This is a genomic window from Burkholderia sp. DN3021 (assembly GCF_049805555.1).
Lineage (GTDB): Bacteria > Pseudomonadota > Gammaproteobacteria > Burkholderiales > Burkholderiaceae > Burkholderia > Burkholderia pyrrocinia_C.
The window spans coordinates 1-14,777 of record NZ_JBNCAB010000061.1 but is presented as its reverse complement, the minus strand read 5'-3'; the positions used below and the strand labels follow the sequence as shown (position 1 = coordinate 14,777).

The 14,777-nt window shown below is 68.5% G+C and carries 9 protein-coding genes and 1 pseudogene; 8 read left to right on the top strand and 2 right to left on the bottom strand.

The genetic code is table 11. The features are described 5' to 3' along the window. The first annotated feature begins 158 nt into the window (after positions 1–158). Together ACPUER_RS25555 and ACPUER_RS25550 are read left to right on the top strand one after the other, a co-directional pair. Positions 159–1,493 (top strand): NAD(P)/FAD-dependent oxidoreductase, encoded by a 1,335-nt coding sequence (locus tag ACPUER_RS25555; protein ID WP_425132460.1) that lies wholly within the window; start codon positions 159–161, stop codon positions 1,491–1,493. A gap of 84 nt (positions 1,494–1,577) precedes the next feature. Then, positions 1,578–2,672, top strand: a complete 1,095-nt coding sequence (locus tag ACPUER_RS25550) for a potassium channel family protein (protein ID WP_072443240.1) — start codon at positions 1,578–1,580, stop codon at positions 2,670–2,672. A gap of 103 nt (positions 2,673–2,775) precedes the next feature. Here the strand turns inward: ACPUER_RS25550 and ACPUER_RS25545 are convergent. Both ACPUER_RS25545 and ACPUER_RS25540 read right to left on the bottom strand, forming a co-directional pair. Beyond that, a pseudogene (locus ACPUER_RS25545) lies at positions 2,776–2,953 on the bottom strand (transposase domain-containing protein); the annotation flags it as partial. 434 nt (positions 2,954–3,387) lie between these two features. Continuing rightward, positions 3,388–3,846 carry a hypothetical protein gene (locus tag ACPUER_RS25540; protein WP_310137396.1) on the bottom strand — a complete coding sequence of 153 codons (459 nt, stop codon included), beginning with the start codon at positions 3,844–3,846 and terminating at the stop codon, positions 3,388–3,390. Positions 3,847–3,963: 117 nt separating this feature from the next. Here ACPUER_RS25540 and ACPUER_RS25535 point away from each other — a divergent pair, with 117 nt between their 5' ends. From ACPUER_RS25535 to ACPUER_RS25510, 6 genes are all read left to right on the top strand, one after another. After that, complete coding sequence (locus ACPUER_RS25535) at positions 3,964–5,013, top strand: aminotransferase class I/II-fold pyridoxal phosphate-dependent enzyme (protein WP_425132459.1); 1,050 nt, start codon at positions 3,964–3,966, stop codon at positions 5,011–5,013. A 101-nt stretch (positions 5,014–5,114) separates the two neighbouring features. Continuing rightward, complete coding sequence (locus tag ACPUER_RS25530; RefSeq protein WP_425132458.1) at positions 5,115–6,281, top strand: FAD-dependent oxidoreductase; 1,167 nt, start codon at positions 5,115–5,117, stop codon at positions 6,279–6,281. A gap of 2 nt (positions 6,282–6,283) precedes the next feature. Beyond that, on the top strand, positions 6,284–7,267 hold the full coding sequence (locus ACPUER_RS25525; protein ID WP_425132457.1) for an NADPH:quinone oxidoreductase family protein: 984 nt from the start codon (positions 6,284–6,286) through the stop codon (positions 7,265–7,267). Positions 7,268–7,307: 40 nt separating this feature from the next. Next, positions 7,308–8,303 carry a biotin synthase BioB gene (gene bioB, locus ACPUER_RS25520; RefSeq protein WP_425132456.1) on the top strand — a complete coding sequence of 332 codons (996 nt, stop codon included), beginning with the start codon at positions 7,308–7,310 and terminating at the stop codon, positions 8,301–8,303. Between the two features lie 53 nt (positions 8,304–8,356). Continuing rightward, positions 8,357–10,120 (top strand): carbamoyltransferase family protein, encoded by a 1,764-nt coding sequence (locus ACPUER_RS25515; protein ID WP_425132455.1) that lies wholly within the window; start codon positions 8,357–8,359, stop codon positions 10,118–10,120. Positions 10,121–10,139: 19 nt separating this feature from the next. Beyond that, positions 10,140–14,777 (top strand): amino acid adenylation domain-containing protein (locus ACPUER_RS25510; RefSeq protein WP_425132454.1); only part of this gene is annotated, 4,638 nt, incomplete at its 3' end.

Here is a 14,777-nt window from a genome sequence, read left to right as displayed (position 1 = left end):
CGTCCAATGGCGAGCCGACCGGCCACGCGCGGAAAAGATAACTTTACCGCAAAATGGTCGTCATTCCGTGTCGCGAAAGGTGCGTTTGTGTGAAAGGTGTGTCACGACGTTACCGCGAGCGGCCGTATCTCGAATGTATTGACGCCCGACAGGAAGCAATGACGACAATCTATCCGCTGCACGATGCATTGACGCGCGCCGAAACGGCGCTTCCGGCCGAAGCCGACGTCGTGATCGCCGGCGCCGGCATCATGGGCTGCGCGGCCGCGTACTACCTGGGCCTGCGCGGCCTGAAGGCCGTCGTGCTCGACAAGTCGCGCATCGCCGGGCAGCAGTCGACACGCGCGTGGGGCTTCGTGCGGCAGCAGGGGCGCGAAGCCGCCGAAGTGCCGCTGATGATGGCCGGCATGCGGATCTGGGAGGGGTTAGAGGAAACCCTCGGTTTCGATCTCGAATGGCGGCAGGGCGGCTGTCTCTATATTGCGGACAACGAAACGGACTGGGCGTCGTTCAACGCGTGGCTCTCCGTCGCGCGCGAGCACGGTCTCGATACGCGCACGCTGACGCGCGCGCAGATCGACGAGCGCGTCAGCGGCCTTTCGCCGCAGGCGCGCACGCTCGGCGGGCTGTATACCGCGACCGACGGGCAGGCCGAGCCGCGCCGCGTGGCCGCGGCGTTCGCCGCGCGTGCAACCGAGGCAGGTGCGCGCTTCTTCGAAGGCTGCGGCGTGACGGCGATCGAGACGGCCGGCGGCGCGGTCGTCGGCGTCGCGACCGAGCGCGGCACGATCCGCACGCGGCGCGTGATCTGCGCGGCCGGCGCGACCAGTTTCAGGCTGCTCGACGGCGTCGGCATCCGGCTGCCGCAGCAGGCCGTGCGCGGCACCTGCATGCGCACCAACGTGGTGCCGCCGGTATCGGCGTCGACGGTGTGGGGGCACGGCCTCGGCATCCGGCAGCGCAAGAACGGCGCGATCAATCTCGCCGACGACATGCAGGTCGACGTCGACCTGACGCTCGGCCACCTGCGCGGGTTGAGCCTGTTCTGGCCGGAGTTCTGGTCGCAGCGCGACAAATTCCGGCTGCACGTGAATTCGGCCGCGTGGCGCGATGTGCTTGCGCGCATCAACGGCGCGGCCGGGCCGATCGAGCCGCGCGATCCGCAGCCGCAGCCGAATCGCGCGCATGCGCCGCGCGCGCTCGCGAAGCTCAAGGCGATCTTCCCCGCGCTGAAGGACGCGCAGATCGTCGAGGCATGGGCCGGCCTGATCGACGTGCTGCCCGACGGCATTCCGGTGATCGATGCGCCGGGCGCGCCGTCGGGGCTCGCGATCGCGACGGGGTTCTGCGGTCACGGTTTCGCGATGGGGCCGATCGTCGGCCGGCTGCTCGCCGAATGGATCGACACCGGTGCGCCGTCGCTCGACCTGTCGGCGTTTCGTGCGCAGCGTTTCGTCGACGGGACGATGGTGCGGCCGCGCAGCATGCTGTAGCGGACGAATCGATGCGATGGCGTCGGGCCGGATCGCCGCCTTCCCGTCGTAGAATCGAGCCCGCATCCTTCAGGAGATTCCCCGTTGGCCTCGCCTTCCGCCCAGCGCCGTTCGTTGCGCTCACGCCTGCGTCGCGCCCGCAACCCGTGGCAGGCGCCGCGTGCGCGCATGCTGTTCACGCGTCCCGCGACGTCGCCGCGGCGCACGCTGCTGTTTCGTGTCGGTGCGGTCGCGCTGTTGTGCATGCTCGCGTTCCTCGTGCTGTATCTCGATCGCGACGGCCTGCGCGATTCGACCAAGAGCACGCCGATGACCGTCGCCGATCTCGTGTACTTCACGATGGTCACGGTCGCGACGGTCGGCTACGGCGACATCGTGCCCGTCACCGCGCGCGCCCGCCTGATCGATGCGTTCTTCATCGTGCCGATCCGCATCGTCATCTGGTTCATTTTCCTGGGCACGGCGTATCAGTTCGTGATCCAGCGCGTCATCGAGGAATTCCGCATGAAACGCCTGCAAAAGCAATTGTCCGATCACATCGTCGTGTGCGGTTACGGCCTGTCGGGGTCGATCGCCGTGCGCGAGCTGCTCGAGAGCGGCGTCGATGCCGCGACGATCATCGTGATCGATGCGCAGCAGCAGGCGCTCGAGGCCGCGACGTCGCTCGGCGTGACGGGGCTGCTCGGCGATCCCGCGCACGAGGATCTGCTCCAGCAGGCCCAGGTGCGCGCGGCGAAGGCCGTGATCATCTCGGTGACCGACGATCCGACCGCGATCCTGCTGACGCTGTCGGTGCGCAGCATCGCGCCCGACACGAAGATCGTCGTGCGGATCCAGGAGAACCTGTACCAGCGGCAACTGCGGCAGGCCGGTGCGGACGTGATCGTGTCGTCGACGAAGATCGGCGCGTTGCTGCTCGCGGATGCGGTGCATAGCCGCTATATCGTGCCGTTCGTGAACGACATGCTGTCGACCCGCGGGCGCGCGACGCTGATCGAGCGCGAGGCGCTGCCGCACGAGATCGGCTGCATGACGAATGTCGTGCCGGGCGCGATCGTGGTCGGGCTCGATCGCTGCGGGAAGATCCAGTCGTTTTATGAAGATCCGCCATGCCGGATCGAGGCGGGGGACACGCTGGTCGTGATTCAGTCGGCGCGGATTCCGGATCCGGATGCTTGAGGATGTTTGTTTTTGTAGAGCATGGATATTTAGGTATGCGATCCGTTTGCGACGTCCTTGTCTGGAAGTAGGCTTCTTTTAACGCCGCCCCGCGGAGTTCGGGGCCGGCGGGCATCACCCAACGCATGAGTGCAGCGTAGCCGTCGACGGTCGTGGCAAGCGGCAACGTTGCGAACAGCCGGACGAGGTAGCGGTGCGGCTCGACATCGTTCGCTTTGCAGGTATCGACGAGGGAGTACAGGTTGACTGGCCCGCGCGCCGGCGACCGTATCGGAGAACATCGTTTGACGGTGTCAATCACGCTGTTTGAATCGAATTTCAAGTCAATTGCCTGTTATTTATCGCAGGGCTTGTCGAATTGTAATTTCGCCATGCAGGATTGAAAACAAAATCAAATCAAATCCCCTAAATATTGAGTTTAATGTTCGCGCTCGTGCGCGCGACATGAAGATTGTTAATGAGATTGACTTTGAAAACGCTGTGTACTACCTTGTCGTCTCGATGAGTTTGCAGTTCAAGAAGATTTAAAATATCGCCAGAGGGTCGCTTCATTATTGCAATGTTCCGTTGAAGAACTCCCGGAGTCTATCGGTCGGCGTTTTGGTGCGCGCCGTTCTGGTGTGCATTTCCCGTTTTTCAATTCGCTAAACAGTGCAGAGGCCGGTGGCCGGGCAACGCAGTTTGTGGCTTGCTGGTACCGGTTCACTCATAAAAATTATTCAAAAATCAATAATCTGAGAGATATCAAAAGCAAAATTGCCGGGTGATGTGACACTGACATCATCGACAAGCCCGATTCCACGGAGCGCTGGCGAGTGCCTGACGTCTTGCCGGTATCTTGTTTTTGTTGCAAAAACGCTTTTGTCAGGATGCGTCGTAAAACGATCGAATCCGAAATTTTTTTATTGCGCGAAAGTTGCCGGCGCAAAGCAAACAAGGCACCTCTGTATGAGTTGACTTGCGGGGTCGATGCGCCAGTTGCAAATGAATAAGAGATGGAAGGGGCTTTGCACCGATGTGTATTCGTATCCGTGTTCATCGAAATATCCCGTGTTTTTCCGTGGCAGCGAGGCGCCGGGGCGTGCACGGCGTCACCTATGGCCGGATGCACGGGCACCGCGGCGCACATGTCCATTGAACCGAATTTCGGGAAGAGAGGGGCCCAGTGACTCATTCGCTTGATTCATTTGCAGAGCAAAAGCTCGCGGAACTGAGCGCAGCGAACTTGCGTCGCGTCCTCACGGAAACGGATCGAAGTGAAGGGATCTGGATCCGCCGGGACGGACGCCGGTTGCTTTCGTTCTCGTGCAACGACTACCTCAATCTCACCCAGCATCCGGCGGTGAAGGAAGCGGCGATCGCCGCGATTCGCCGCTATGGGGCCGGTGCCGGCGCGTCGCGGCTCGTGACGGGCAATCACCCGTTGTTCGCCGATCTCGAAGCGCGGCTCGCCGGCCTGATGGGCACGGAGGCCGCCTGCGTGTTCGGCTCGGGCTACCTCGCCAACTCGGGCATCGTTCCGGCCCTCGTCGGCAAGGAGGACCTGATCCTCATCGACGAACTTGCGCACGGCTGCCTGTGGGCGGGCGCGCAGTTGTCGCGCGGCCGGACCGTCGCGTTCCGGCATAACGACCTCGCCCACGTCGAGGCGCTGCTGGACGAGCACCGGCGCGCACATGGCAAAGCGATCCTGTTGACCGATGGCGTGTTCTCGCAGGACGGCGACATCGCGCCGCTCGAGGCGCTGGTCGCGCTTGGCGATCGTTTCGACACATGGGTGATGTCCGACGACGCGCACGGCATCGGTGTGGTGGGGCAAGGGCGCGGCGCGACCTTCGCGACCGGGCGCGACGCGCGCGTACCCCTGAAGATGGGCACGCTAGGCAAGGCGGTGGGCAGCTACGGCGGCTACCTTGCAGCGTCGGCCCCGGTGATCGACCTGATCCGCAACCGCGCGCGTACCTATGGGCTGACGACGGGCCAACCCCCGGCGACGGTCGCGGCGACCATCGCGTCGCTCGAGATCATCGCCACCGATCCGGCGCTGGTCGAACGGCCGCTCGCGAAAGCGAAGGCGTTCGCGGCGTCGCTGGGCATCCCGGAGCCGCAGACGCCGATCGTGCCGATCATCATCGGCGACGAGAGGGCCACGCTGGACGCATCGCGCATGCTTGCCGACGAAGGCTTCTTCGTGACCGCGATCCGTCCGCCCACGGTGCCGCGCGGCACGGCCCGCCTGCGCGTCCTGATCACCGCGGGCCATCCCGACGACGAGGTCGAGCGCCTCGCGACGGTGATCCGGCAGCGCGTTGCGCGCGCGGACGTGCCGGCCGGCAGCTGATCATCCGCAGTCGTGCGTGCAGCGGGCGCGGCGCGCCCGGCAGTGCTGCTTCCTGTCGGCCGCCTCGGGGTCGCGTGGAACGGCCGATTCATGGAGAAGACATGAGGGTATCTGGAGAGAAGGGGCACGCGCTCGTCATAGGCGCGGGCGTGGCCGGCCTGACGACAGCGCTGTGCCTGCACGCGCGCGGCATCCGCGTGACGGTCGTCGGCGAGCAATTCGCGCCGAACATCACGTCCGTGGTGGCCGGCGCCCTGTGGGAATGGCCGCCCGCCGTCTGCGGCTATCACGACGACGAGGTTTCGCTGGAGCGCTCGAAGCACTGGTGCATGGTGTCGTTCCGCACGTTCGAGACGCTCGCGGCCGATCCGGCGACGGGCGTCTACATCCGCCCGGTCAATTTCTATTTCCGCAACAGGATCGAGGAGCACGCGCTCCATCTCGAGAAGATGAACGAGATCCGCGAGCACGTGCCGGGCTTCCGGCGCGACCCGTCGCTGATTCGCGAGAACGGCGTGAATCCGGACATCGGACTCGTCGACGCGTATTGCCATCTCGCGCCGATGGTCGATACGGACGTCTACATGGCCTGGCTGCTGGGCCAGGTGATCGCAAAGGGCATCCGGGTCGTCCAGCAGCGGATCGAAGGCGACCTGCAGGCGAACGAGGCGCGCCTGAAGGCGGACTTCGGCGTCGATGCGATCGTCAACTGCGCGGGCCTCGGGGCGGCCGAGCTGAGCGGCGAGCCGATGTATCCGCTGCGCGGCGCCGTGATCCGCCTCGTGAACGACGGCAGCAAGATGCCGCGCCTTGATCAGGCGCACTGCGTGTCTCATGACCACGTGACGGGCGTCGACGAGATCGTGTTCCTCGTGCCGCGCGGCGAGGACCGCATCGTGCTCGGCGCGATCGCGGAAGCCGACGAATGGAGCACCGACATCGGGTTCGACAATCACGAGCCGATCCGGCGGATGTACCGGCGTGGCATCGAGTTCATGCCCGCACTCGCGAACGTCGAGATCGATCCGGACGAGCCGGTGCGGGCCGGGCTGCGGCCGTTCAGGCACGGCAACGTGCGGCTCGAAGCAGTGCCGGGCACGCACATCCTGCACAACTACGCGCACGGTGGGGCCGGTGTGACGTTGTCGTGGGGATGCGCGCTCGAGGCTGCGGAACGGGTCGAGCAGATGCTGTCGGCCAGGTCGGCCGGCATCGAGCAGGATGGCCGTCGGGGCGCGCGCGCCGACGACGTGCCGGCCGGGGCTTGATCATGCGCGCGATCGTATGTGAAGCCTATGACGGCACCGGGGCGCTCGCGCTGCGGGACGTGACGCCGGCGCCGCTCGGGGCGGGCGAGGCGCGGGTCGACGTGCATGCGTGCGGCATCAATTTCGCGGACACGCTGATCGTCGAGGGGCGCTACCAGACCAAGCCGGCGCTGCCGTTCGTGCCGGGTTTCGAAATCGCGGGCACGGTCGTCGAGACGGCGCCCGGCGTGACGTCGGTGTCGGTCGGCGAGCGGGTCATGGGCATCCTCGCGTGGGGCGGCTTCGCGGACGAGGTCGTGCTGCCTGCCGCAAACCTGTTCAGGATACCGGCGTCGATGGATTTCACGACCGGCGCAGGCTTCGCCATCGCCTACGGCACGTCGTACGGCGCGCTCACGTGGCGCGCGAAGCTGCAGGCGGGCGAGACGCTGCTGGTGCACGGCGCGGGCAGCGGCACCGGCCTGACCGCTGTCGAAGTGGGTCGGGCGCTCGGTGCCACGGTGATCGCGGTGGCGAGCTCGGAGGACAAGCGGGCGGCCGCCCGTCGCCACGGCGCGCACCACGTGATCGAGGTCGGCCGGGACGATTTCCGCGAACAGGTGAAGGCGCTGACCGGCGGGAAGGGCGTGAACGTCGTGTACGACCCGGTCGGCGGGGCTGCGTTCGACACCAGCCTGCGGGTGGTCGCGCCCGAGGCGCGCATCGTCGTCATCGGTTTCGCGAGCGGCGAGATCCCGCGCGTGCCGGCGAACCTGCTGCTGGTCAAGAACTGCGAGGTGATGGGTTTCTACTGGGGGCACTACCGGGCGAACCGGCCGGACTGGGTACGCAAGGCGTTCGCCACGCTGTTCGGCTGGTTCGAGGCCGGCAAGCTCGCACCGCACGTGTCGCGCGTCATGGAACTGTCGGAGGCGGCGGACGCAATCGAGCTGCTGCGCCAGCGCAAGGTGGCCGGAAAGGTGGTGCTGAGCACCGGGCGGAACTGACTGCCGTCCGATTTTCATTTCAATCAACGGAATCGTTCACATGAGTCATGACACGTCGTCGGACGGCGTTCGCGCGTGCGCAGGCGGGCGGAGCGCCGACGCGGCCGTCCGGCACGACTGGACGCACGAACAGATCGCGGCGCTGTTCGCCGCGCCGCTGACGGATCTCCTGTACGACGCGCAGACGATCCAGCGCCGCTTCCATGCGGGACGTCCGCTGCAGATTTCGCAGCTGCTGTCGATCAAGACCGGCGGATGTCCGGAAGACTGCGGCTATTGCAGCCAGTCGGTGCATGCCGACACGATGCTGCCGGCCAGCAAGCTGATGGATCTCGATGCGGTGCTGGCTGCCGCGGCGTCCGCGAAGGCGGCCGGCGTGCAGCGGTTCTGCATGGGCGCGGCGTGGCGCAGCCCGCGCGAGCGGGATCTCGAGCGCGTGTGCGACATGGTCAAGGGCGTGAAGGCGCTCGGCCTCGAGACCTGCGTGACGCTCGGCATGCTGACCGGGCCGCAGGCCGAGCGGCTGGCGGAAGCCGGGCTGGATTTCTACAACCACAACATCGACACCGGGCCGGCGTATTACCCGACGGTGGCGAGTACGCGCACGCTCGACGATCGCCTCGAGACCCTCGATCACGTGCGCGGCGCGGGCCTCAAGGTGTGCTGCGGCGGCATTGTCGGCATGGGCGAGACCCGCGACGACCGCATCGGCATGCTGCAGACCCTCGCGAACCTGCCGGTCCATCCCGAGTCCGTGCCGATCAACTCGCTGATGCGGATTCCCGGCACCGCGCTGGCCGACGCCGACGGCGTCGACGGGCTGGAGTTCGTTCGCACCATCGCGGTCGCGCGGATCCTGATGCCGGAATCGGTGGTCCGCCTGTCGGCCGGCCGGGAGCACATGAGCGACGAACTGCAGGCGCTGTGCTTCCTGGCCGGCGCCGGATCGGTATTCGTCGGCGACCGGCTGTTGACGACCCCGAACCCGACGCTCGAGCGGGACGAGCATCTGATCACGAGACTGGGCGCGCGCTGACCCGGCGTCCGTGTCGACCCGACACCATTCGAATCACTTTACGAGGGGCCGTCATGCATGTCCTTGGGATTAGCGGGCTGGACCGCGCCATTGCGTTTCGCGAGCAGCACTACCCGGATATCCAGCGCCGTGAATTGCGCATCACGCAAGGGCTGGACGCTGCCGCGGCGCTCGTCGGCCCGGACGGCATCGTCGGCGCGGCGGCGGAAGAGCGCTTCACGGGTCACAAGGGCACCGAGCGCTTTCCGGCCGGCGCGATCGACGCGGTGCTGGCCCAGGCGGGCCTGCGGCTCGACCAGGTCGATCGCATCGCGCACGGCTTTGCCTACGATGCCGTCGCCGCATCGCTGGCGCAGTCGGGCGATGCACGCGTGGAGTTCGAGCAGGTCCAGTCGCGCGACGCGCAACTGAGCGTGCTGCGCGAACGCTGGGGCGACGGGCCGTGGAACGAGAAGTTCGTGCAGGTGCCTCACCATCTCGCGCACGCGGCCAGCGCCTACTACCCGAGCGGCATGGACGACGCGCTGGTGTTCGTCTCCGACGGAATGGGCGAGACCGAGAGCGCGTCGATCTGGACCGGCCGCAACGGCCGCCTCACCCGGGTCGCGAGCGTGTCGCACCGGCACTCGCTCGGCGTGCTGTACGGGCTGTTCACGCTGCACCTCGGGTTCCGTTTCAACTCGGGCGAATACAAGGTGATGGGACTGGCGCCGTATGGCGATCCGCGCCCGTACTTCGCGAAGCTGAGCGAGCTGGTGCGCCTGCAGGACGATGGCTTCTACACGATTCCGGTCCTGCAGCTGAACGAGACGCCGCTCGAGATGGCGACCTATCGCGCGTCGTCGCGCGTCATCGAGGAACTGTTCGGCAAGCCGCGCCTGCCGGACGAGCCGATCACCCAGGCTCACATGGATCTCGCGGCCGCGCTGCAGGCCGTGCTGCAGAACACGACGCTGCATACGCTGCGGACCTTCAAGGCGAGCACCGGCGCGCGCCACCTGTGCATGGCGGGCGGCGTCGCGCTCAACTGCACCGCGAACGGCGTCGTGCTGCGCAGCCGGCTGTTCAGGCGCACCTTCGTGCAGCCCGCTTCGGGCGACGACGGCACGGCGCTCGGCGCGGCGCTCTACGTGCAGAGCGAGCACGACCCGGATGCGGTGATGCAGCCGATGAGCATGCCGTTCTGGGGCACGCACGAGGACGACGGCGCGATCCGCGCGGCGCTCGACAAGCCGTGGCTCGACGTGCGCCGCTTCGACGACGCGGCGGAACTGGCGGGCGTGACGGCGGACCTGCTCGCGCGCGAGCGGATCGTCGGCTGGTTCCAGGGCGCGATGGAATTCGGTCCGCGCGCGCTCGGCAATCGCAGCATCCTCGCCGATCCGCGCTCGCCGTCGATGCGCGCGCGCGTCAACGCGCTGGTGAAGAAGCGCGAGGATTTCCGGCCGTTCGCGCCGGCCGTGCTGGCCCACCGCGCGCCGGAATTCTTCGACGTCAGGGCGGGCGAAGTGGATACCTTCGCGCACATGCTTTACGTGACCGGCGTGAAGGCCGCGCACCGGGACGCGTTGCCGGCCGTCACGCATTGCGACGGCTCCGCGCGGGTGCAGACGGTGTTCGCCGACCGCAACCCGCGCTTTTATCAGTTGCTCGAAGCGTTCGAGCATGCGGCGGGCATCCCGATCCTGCTGAACACCTCCTTCAACGTGCGCGGCCAGCCGATCGTTCGCACCGCGGAGGAGGCCGTCGAGACGTTCCGCGAAGCGCGCCTCGACGCGCTGGTGATCGGTAATTACCTGGCAGTGCTGAAGGCTTGAAGACAACGACGACACGACCATGAACGCACACACGACGACGCCCGCGACGCACGCGCCCGTACCGCTCGACCTGCCGCGCGACTATCCCGCGCCGGTCACGCCCCGCTACCGCAGGATGCGTCACGACATGCCCGTGCCCGCCGCGGCGGCGGAGGCGGCCGGCAAGCGCGCGCGACAGGACGGCCACGCGGAGACGACACTCTGGCTCGCGGGGCTCGGCATGACGCTCGCCCGCTACGCGGACCAGCGCAGCGTGCCGCTCGACCTGATCACGCAGGCCGACGCGCAGGACGAACCGGCGCGCACGCGACTGACGCTCGACGTCGCGCCGGAGGCGCCGGCCGATGTGTTGCTGCGCGCGACCCGTGGCGCGCTCGACCAGCGCGCGCTGCACGACGCCGAGCGCGTGCCTGCTCCCGTGACGGTGTCGTTCGCCGGCTTGCCCGCCGATCTTCCCGAGGCGGCGTTGTCCGAGGCGGCGCTGGATGACGCCGACGCGCTGTTCGTCGACAGCGAGCTCAATTTCATGCTGATCCGCCGCGCGGAGGGCCTGTCGCTCGAGTGCGAGTACGACGAGGATCGCTACGAAGCCGCGACGATCGCAGGCATGCTGACGAGCTGGCTTGGTGCGGCCACGGCGCTGTCGGACGCGGAGGACGCGGAGGACGCGGAGGACGCGCCGATCGGCGAGCTGCCGCTGTGGCCGGCGCCTGCGCTTGCCGCGTGGTGCGACACGCTGCGCGGCCCGGTGGCGGAGATCCCCGATCTGACGGTCAGCGCGTTGATCCGGGCGGCCGCCGCGCGCACGCCGGACGCGATCGCGGTCGAGACGGCGACGCAGCGGCTGAGCTATCGCGAACTGCTGCAGCGGGCGGCGCGGGTCGCCCGCGAGATTCGCGCGCGAGGCGTCCAGCCGGGCGAGCGCGTGGCGGTGTGCGTGGAGCGTCGCGTCGATTTGCTCGGCGCGCTGCTCGGCGTGATGACGGCCGGCTGCGCGTATGTCCCGCTGGACCCCGGTTACCCGGCCGCGAGACGCGATTTCATCCTCGAGAACGCCGACGTCCGGCTCGTGATCGCCGAGGCGGCGGCCGACGGTGCGCCGGCGCGTCCGCAGGTGGCGCTGGACACGCTGCTGGAAGGTGCGCCCGGCGACGGCGCGGGCACTGATTTCAGCGATGACGATCCGTCCGCGATCGCCTACGTGATCTACACGTCGGGTTCGACGGGGCAGCCCAAGGGCGTGCGCGTCGCGCATCGCGCGGCCGTCAACCTGCTGCTCGCGATGCACGAGCGCAGCGGCCTGCAGGCCGGCGAGACGTGGCTGGCCGTGACCACGCCGATGTTCGACATCGCGTTCGCGGAGCTGTTCGTGCCGCTCGTCGCCGGCGGGCGCGTGTGGCTTGCGAGCCGCGACGAAACGGCGGACCCGCTGGCGCTGGCGAGCCGGATCGACGCGGCGCAGGCACGCGTGCTGCAAGCAACGCCGGCCACCTGGCGGATGCTGGTCGCCGCGCAATGGCGCGGCAAGCCCGACCTGACCGCCGTGTGCGGCGGCGAAGCGCTCGACGAACCGCTCGCTCGCGCGCTGCGGCCGCTGGTGGGCCGCCTGTGCAACGTCTACGGGCCGACGGAGGCAACCGTGTGGGCGACCTGGCACGAAGTCCGGGATCACGGTTTCGTGGCGATCGGCGCGCCGCTGCGCAACGTGCACCTGCATATCCTCGACGCGCATGGCGCACCGGTGCCGCCCGGCGTGGCGGGCGAGCTGTATATCGGCGGCGCGGGCCTTGCCGACGGCTACCACGGCCGCGATTCGCTGACGCGGGAGCGTTTCGTCGAAGCGACGCTCGACGGTGGCCGCAAGGTTCGGCTGTATCGCACCGGCGACCTGGTGCGGGCGAGCGCGAGCGGCGCGATCCGCTGGCTCGCGCGGCTCGACAACCAGGTGAAGCTACGCGGCTTCCGGATCGAGCTGGGCGACGTCGAGGCCGCGTTGACCGCGCTGCCGGGCGTACGCCAGGCGGTTGCCATCGTCGAGCGCGTCGACGAGCAAGACCAGCGGCTCGTCGCCTACGTGGTGCACGACGACGGCGCAGCCACGGACCGCTCGGCGTCATGGCGCGACGCGTTGCGCCGCACGCTGCCCGACTACATGATGCCGGCGGCGTTCGTGTCCATCGAGCGGGTGCCGCTGACCGACAACGGCAAGGTCGACCGCAACGCGCTGCCGGCGCTCGCACGTGCGGCGTCGCCCGCGCCGCAGGCCGCGGCGGCCGGATCGACGCTCGAACGCGTGCAGGCGATCTGGCGGGACGTGCTGCGCACGCCCGAGGTGGGCGTCGACGTCAATTTCTTCGATCTCGGCGGCCATTCGATGCTGCTGCTGCAGATGCAGCAGAAGATCGAGCAGGCGTTCGGGATGCGCGTGCCGCGCGTCGAGTTCTTCCGCAATCCGACGGTGGCCGGGCTGGCCGCCCATCTCGACGCGCACGGCCAGCCGGCCGGCGCCGCCGGCCGGCCGCGCAGACGCAGCCGGGGCGAGACGCCGGCGCGCTCGGCGAGCGTCGCGGTGGTGGGGATCGGGGTGCGGGTGCCGGGCGCGTCGAGCGTCGACGCGTTCTGGCGCAACCTGCGCGAAGGCGTCGAATCGCGCACGGAATTCAGCGAAGCCGAGCTGCGCGCGGCCGGCGTCTCGCCCGCGCTGCTCGCCGATCCGAACTACGTGCGCGCGGGCTTCGTGCTCGACGACATCGACGCGTTCGACGCGACCTTCTTCGGCATGAGCCCGCGCGAAGCCGAGCTGCTCGATCCGCAGCAGCGGATCTTCCTCGAATGCGCGTGGCAGGCGCTCGAGGATGCGGGCGTCGATCCGCAGAAGGAGGGCGACGGGATCGGCGTATTTGCGGGCACGGACGCGAGCGGCTATCACAAGTCGGTTCTCGCGTCGCTCGAATCGGACTCGGCGCCCGCGGCGGCTTTCCAGATCCGCATCAGCAACGAGAAGGATCACCTGCCGACGCGCGTCAGCTACCGTCTGAACCTGCGCGGCCCGAGCGTCAACGTGCAGACGGCCTGCTCGACTTCGCTGGTCGCCGTGCATCTGGCCGCGCAAAGCCTGCTGCGCGGCGAGTGTGACGCGGCGCTCGCCGGCGGCGTCAGCATCCACGTTCCGCATCGCGTCGGCTACCTGTACCAGGAAGGGATGGTCGCGTCGCCGGACGGCCACTGCCGCGCCTTCGACCGGCAGGGCGCGGGCACGGTGTTCGGCAGCGGAGCCGGCGTGGTCTTGCTGAAGCGGCTCGACGACGCGCTCGCGGCCGGGGACCGCATCTACGCGGTGGTGAAGGGGACCGCGATCAACAACGACGGCTCGGGCAAGGTCGGGTACACCGCGCCGAGCGTCGACGGCCAGGCGGCAGCGATCATGGAGGCGCACGCGGCGGCCGGCATCGATCCGCGTGCGATCGGCTACGTCGAGGCGCACGGCACGGCGACGCCGCTCGGCGATCCGATCGAGATCGCCGCGCTGACGCAGGCATTCCGCGCGTCGACCGCGGACACCGGCTTCTGCGCGATCGGCTCGGTCAAGACCAACATCGGACACCTCGATCAGGCGGCGGGCGTCGCCGGGCTGATCAAGGCGGTCCTCACGGTATTTCACGGCGAGATCCCGCCGAGCCTGCACTACACGCAGACCAATCCGGACATTCCGTTCGACGCAAGCCCGTTCTTCGTCAATACGCAGCTGCGCGCGTGGCGCCCCGAGGGCGGCGTGCGGGTGGCCGGCGTGAGTTCGATCGGGATCGGCGGCACGAATGCGCACGCGATTCTGGAATCGGCGCCGGAGGTGACGCGCGAAGCGGCGGTCGCGGGTCGCGGCGCGCAGGTGCTGACGCTGTCGGCGCGCAGCGAGGAGGCATTGCGCGCGCTGTCGACGCGCTATGCGTCGTTCGTGGAGCAGGGCTCGGCGGATCTGGCATCGATCTGCTACACGGCGAACACGGGACGCAGCGCGTTCGAGCAGCGCGCTGCGTGGGTCGTGCGCGAGCGCTCGGAGCTGGTGTCGCGGCTGCGCGCATTCGGCGAGGGCGGCGAGCAGCCGGCGCTGCTGCGCGGGGTGTACCGGAACCGCCGGCCGCGGGTGGCGATGCTGTTCACGGGCCAGGGCTCGCAATACGCGGGGATGGGCCGTGAGCTGTACGAGCGCGAGCCGGTGTTCCGGGCGGCGCTGGACGATTGCGCGAGGCTGCTGGAAGGCGAGCTGGAGGTGGGGCTGCTGGAGGTGCTGTTCGGGGCGTCGACGGCGCTGCTGGACCGCACGGACTACACGCAGCCGGCGCTGTTCGCGCTGGGGTATGCGCTGCGCCGGACATGGGAGGAGTGGGGTGTGACGCCGCAGGTGGTGATGGGTCACAGCCTGGGCGAGTACATGGCGGCGCAGGCGGCGGGGGTGCTGACGCTGGAGGCGGGGCTGAAGCTGGTGGCGAGCCGTGGGCGGCTGATGCAGGGCCGTTGCGAAGGCGGGGCGATGCTGTCGGTGATGCTGGATGCGGCGACGCTGCGCGCGCGGCTGGCGGAGCAGGGCGGCGGGCTGGTGATCGCCGCGCTGAACGGGCCGTCGCAGCAGGTGGTGGCGGGGACGTCGGCGCAGATCGAG

Bases quoted from the DNA above. Each gene is read 5' to 3' on its own strand.
- ACPUER_RS25525 (WP_425132457.1), top strand. From the start codon at position 6,284: ATGCGCGCGATCGTATGTGAAGCCTATGACGGCACCGGGGCGCTCGCG.
- bioB (WP_425132456.1), top strand. From the start codon at position 7,308: ATGAGTCATGACACGTCGTCGGACGGCGTTCGCGCGTGCGCAGGCGGG.
- ACPUER_RS25555 (WP_425132460.1), top strand. From the start codon at position 159: ATGACGACAATCTATCCGCTGCACGATGCATTGACGCGCGCCGAAACG.
- ACPUER_RS25530 (WP_425132458.1), top strand. From the start codon at position 5,115: ATGAGGGTATCTGGAGAGAAGGGGCACGCGCTCGTCATAGGCGCGGGC.
- ACPUER_RS25515 (WP_425132455.1), top strand. From the start codon at position 8,357: ATGCATGTCCTTGGGATTAGCGGGCTGGACCGCGCCATTGCGTTTCGC.
- ACPUER_RS25540 (WP_310137396.1), bottom strand. From the start codon at position 3,846: ATGAGTCACTGGGCCCCTCTCTTCCCGAAATTCGGTTCAATGGACATG.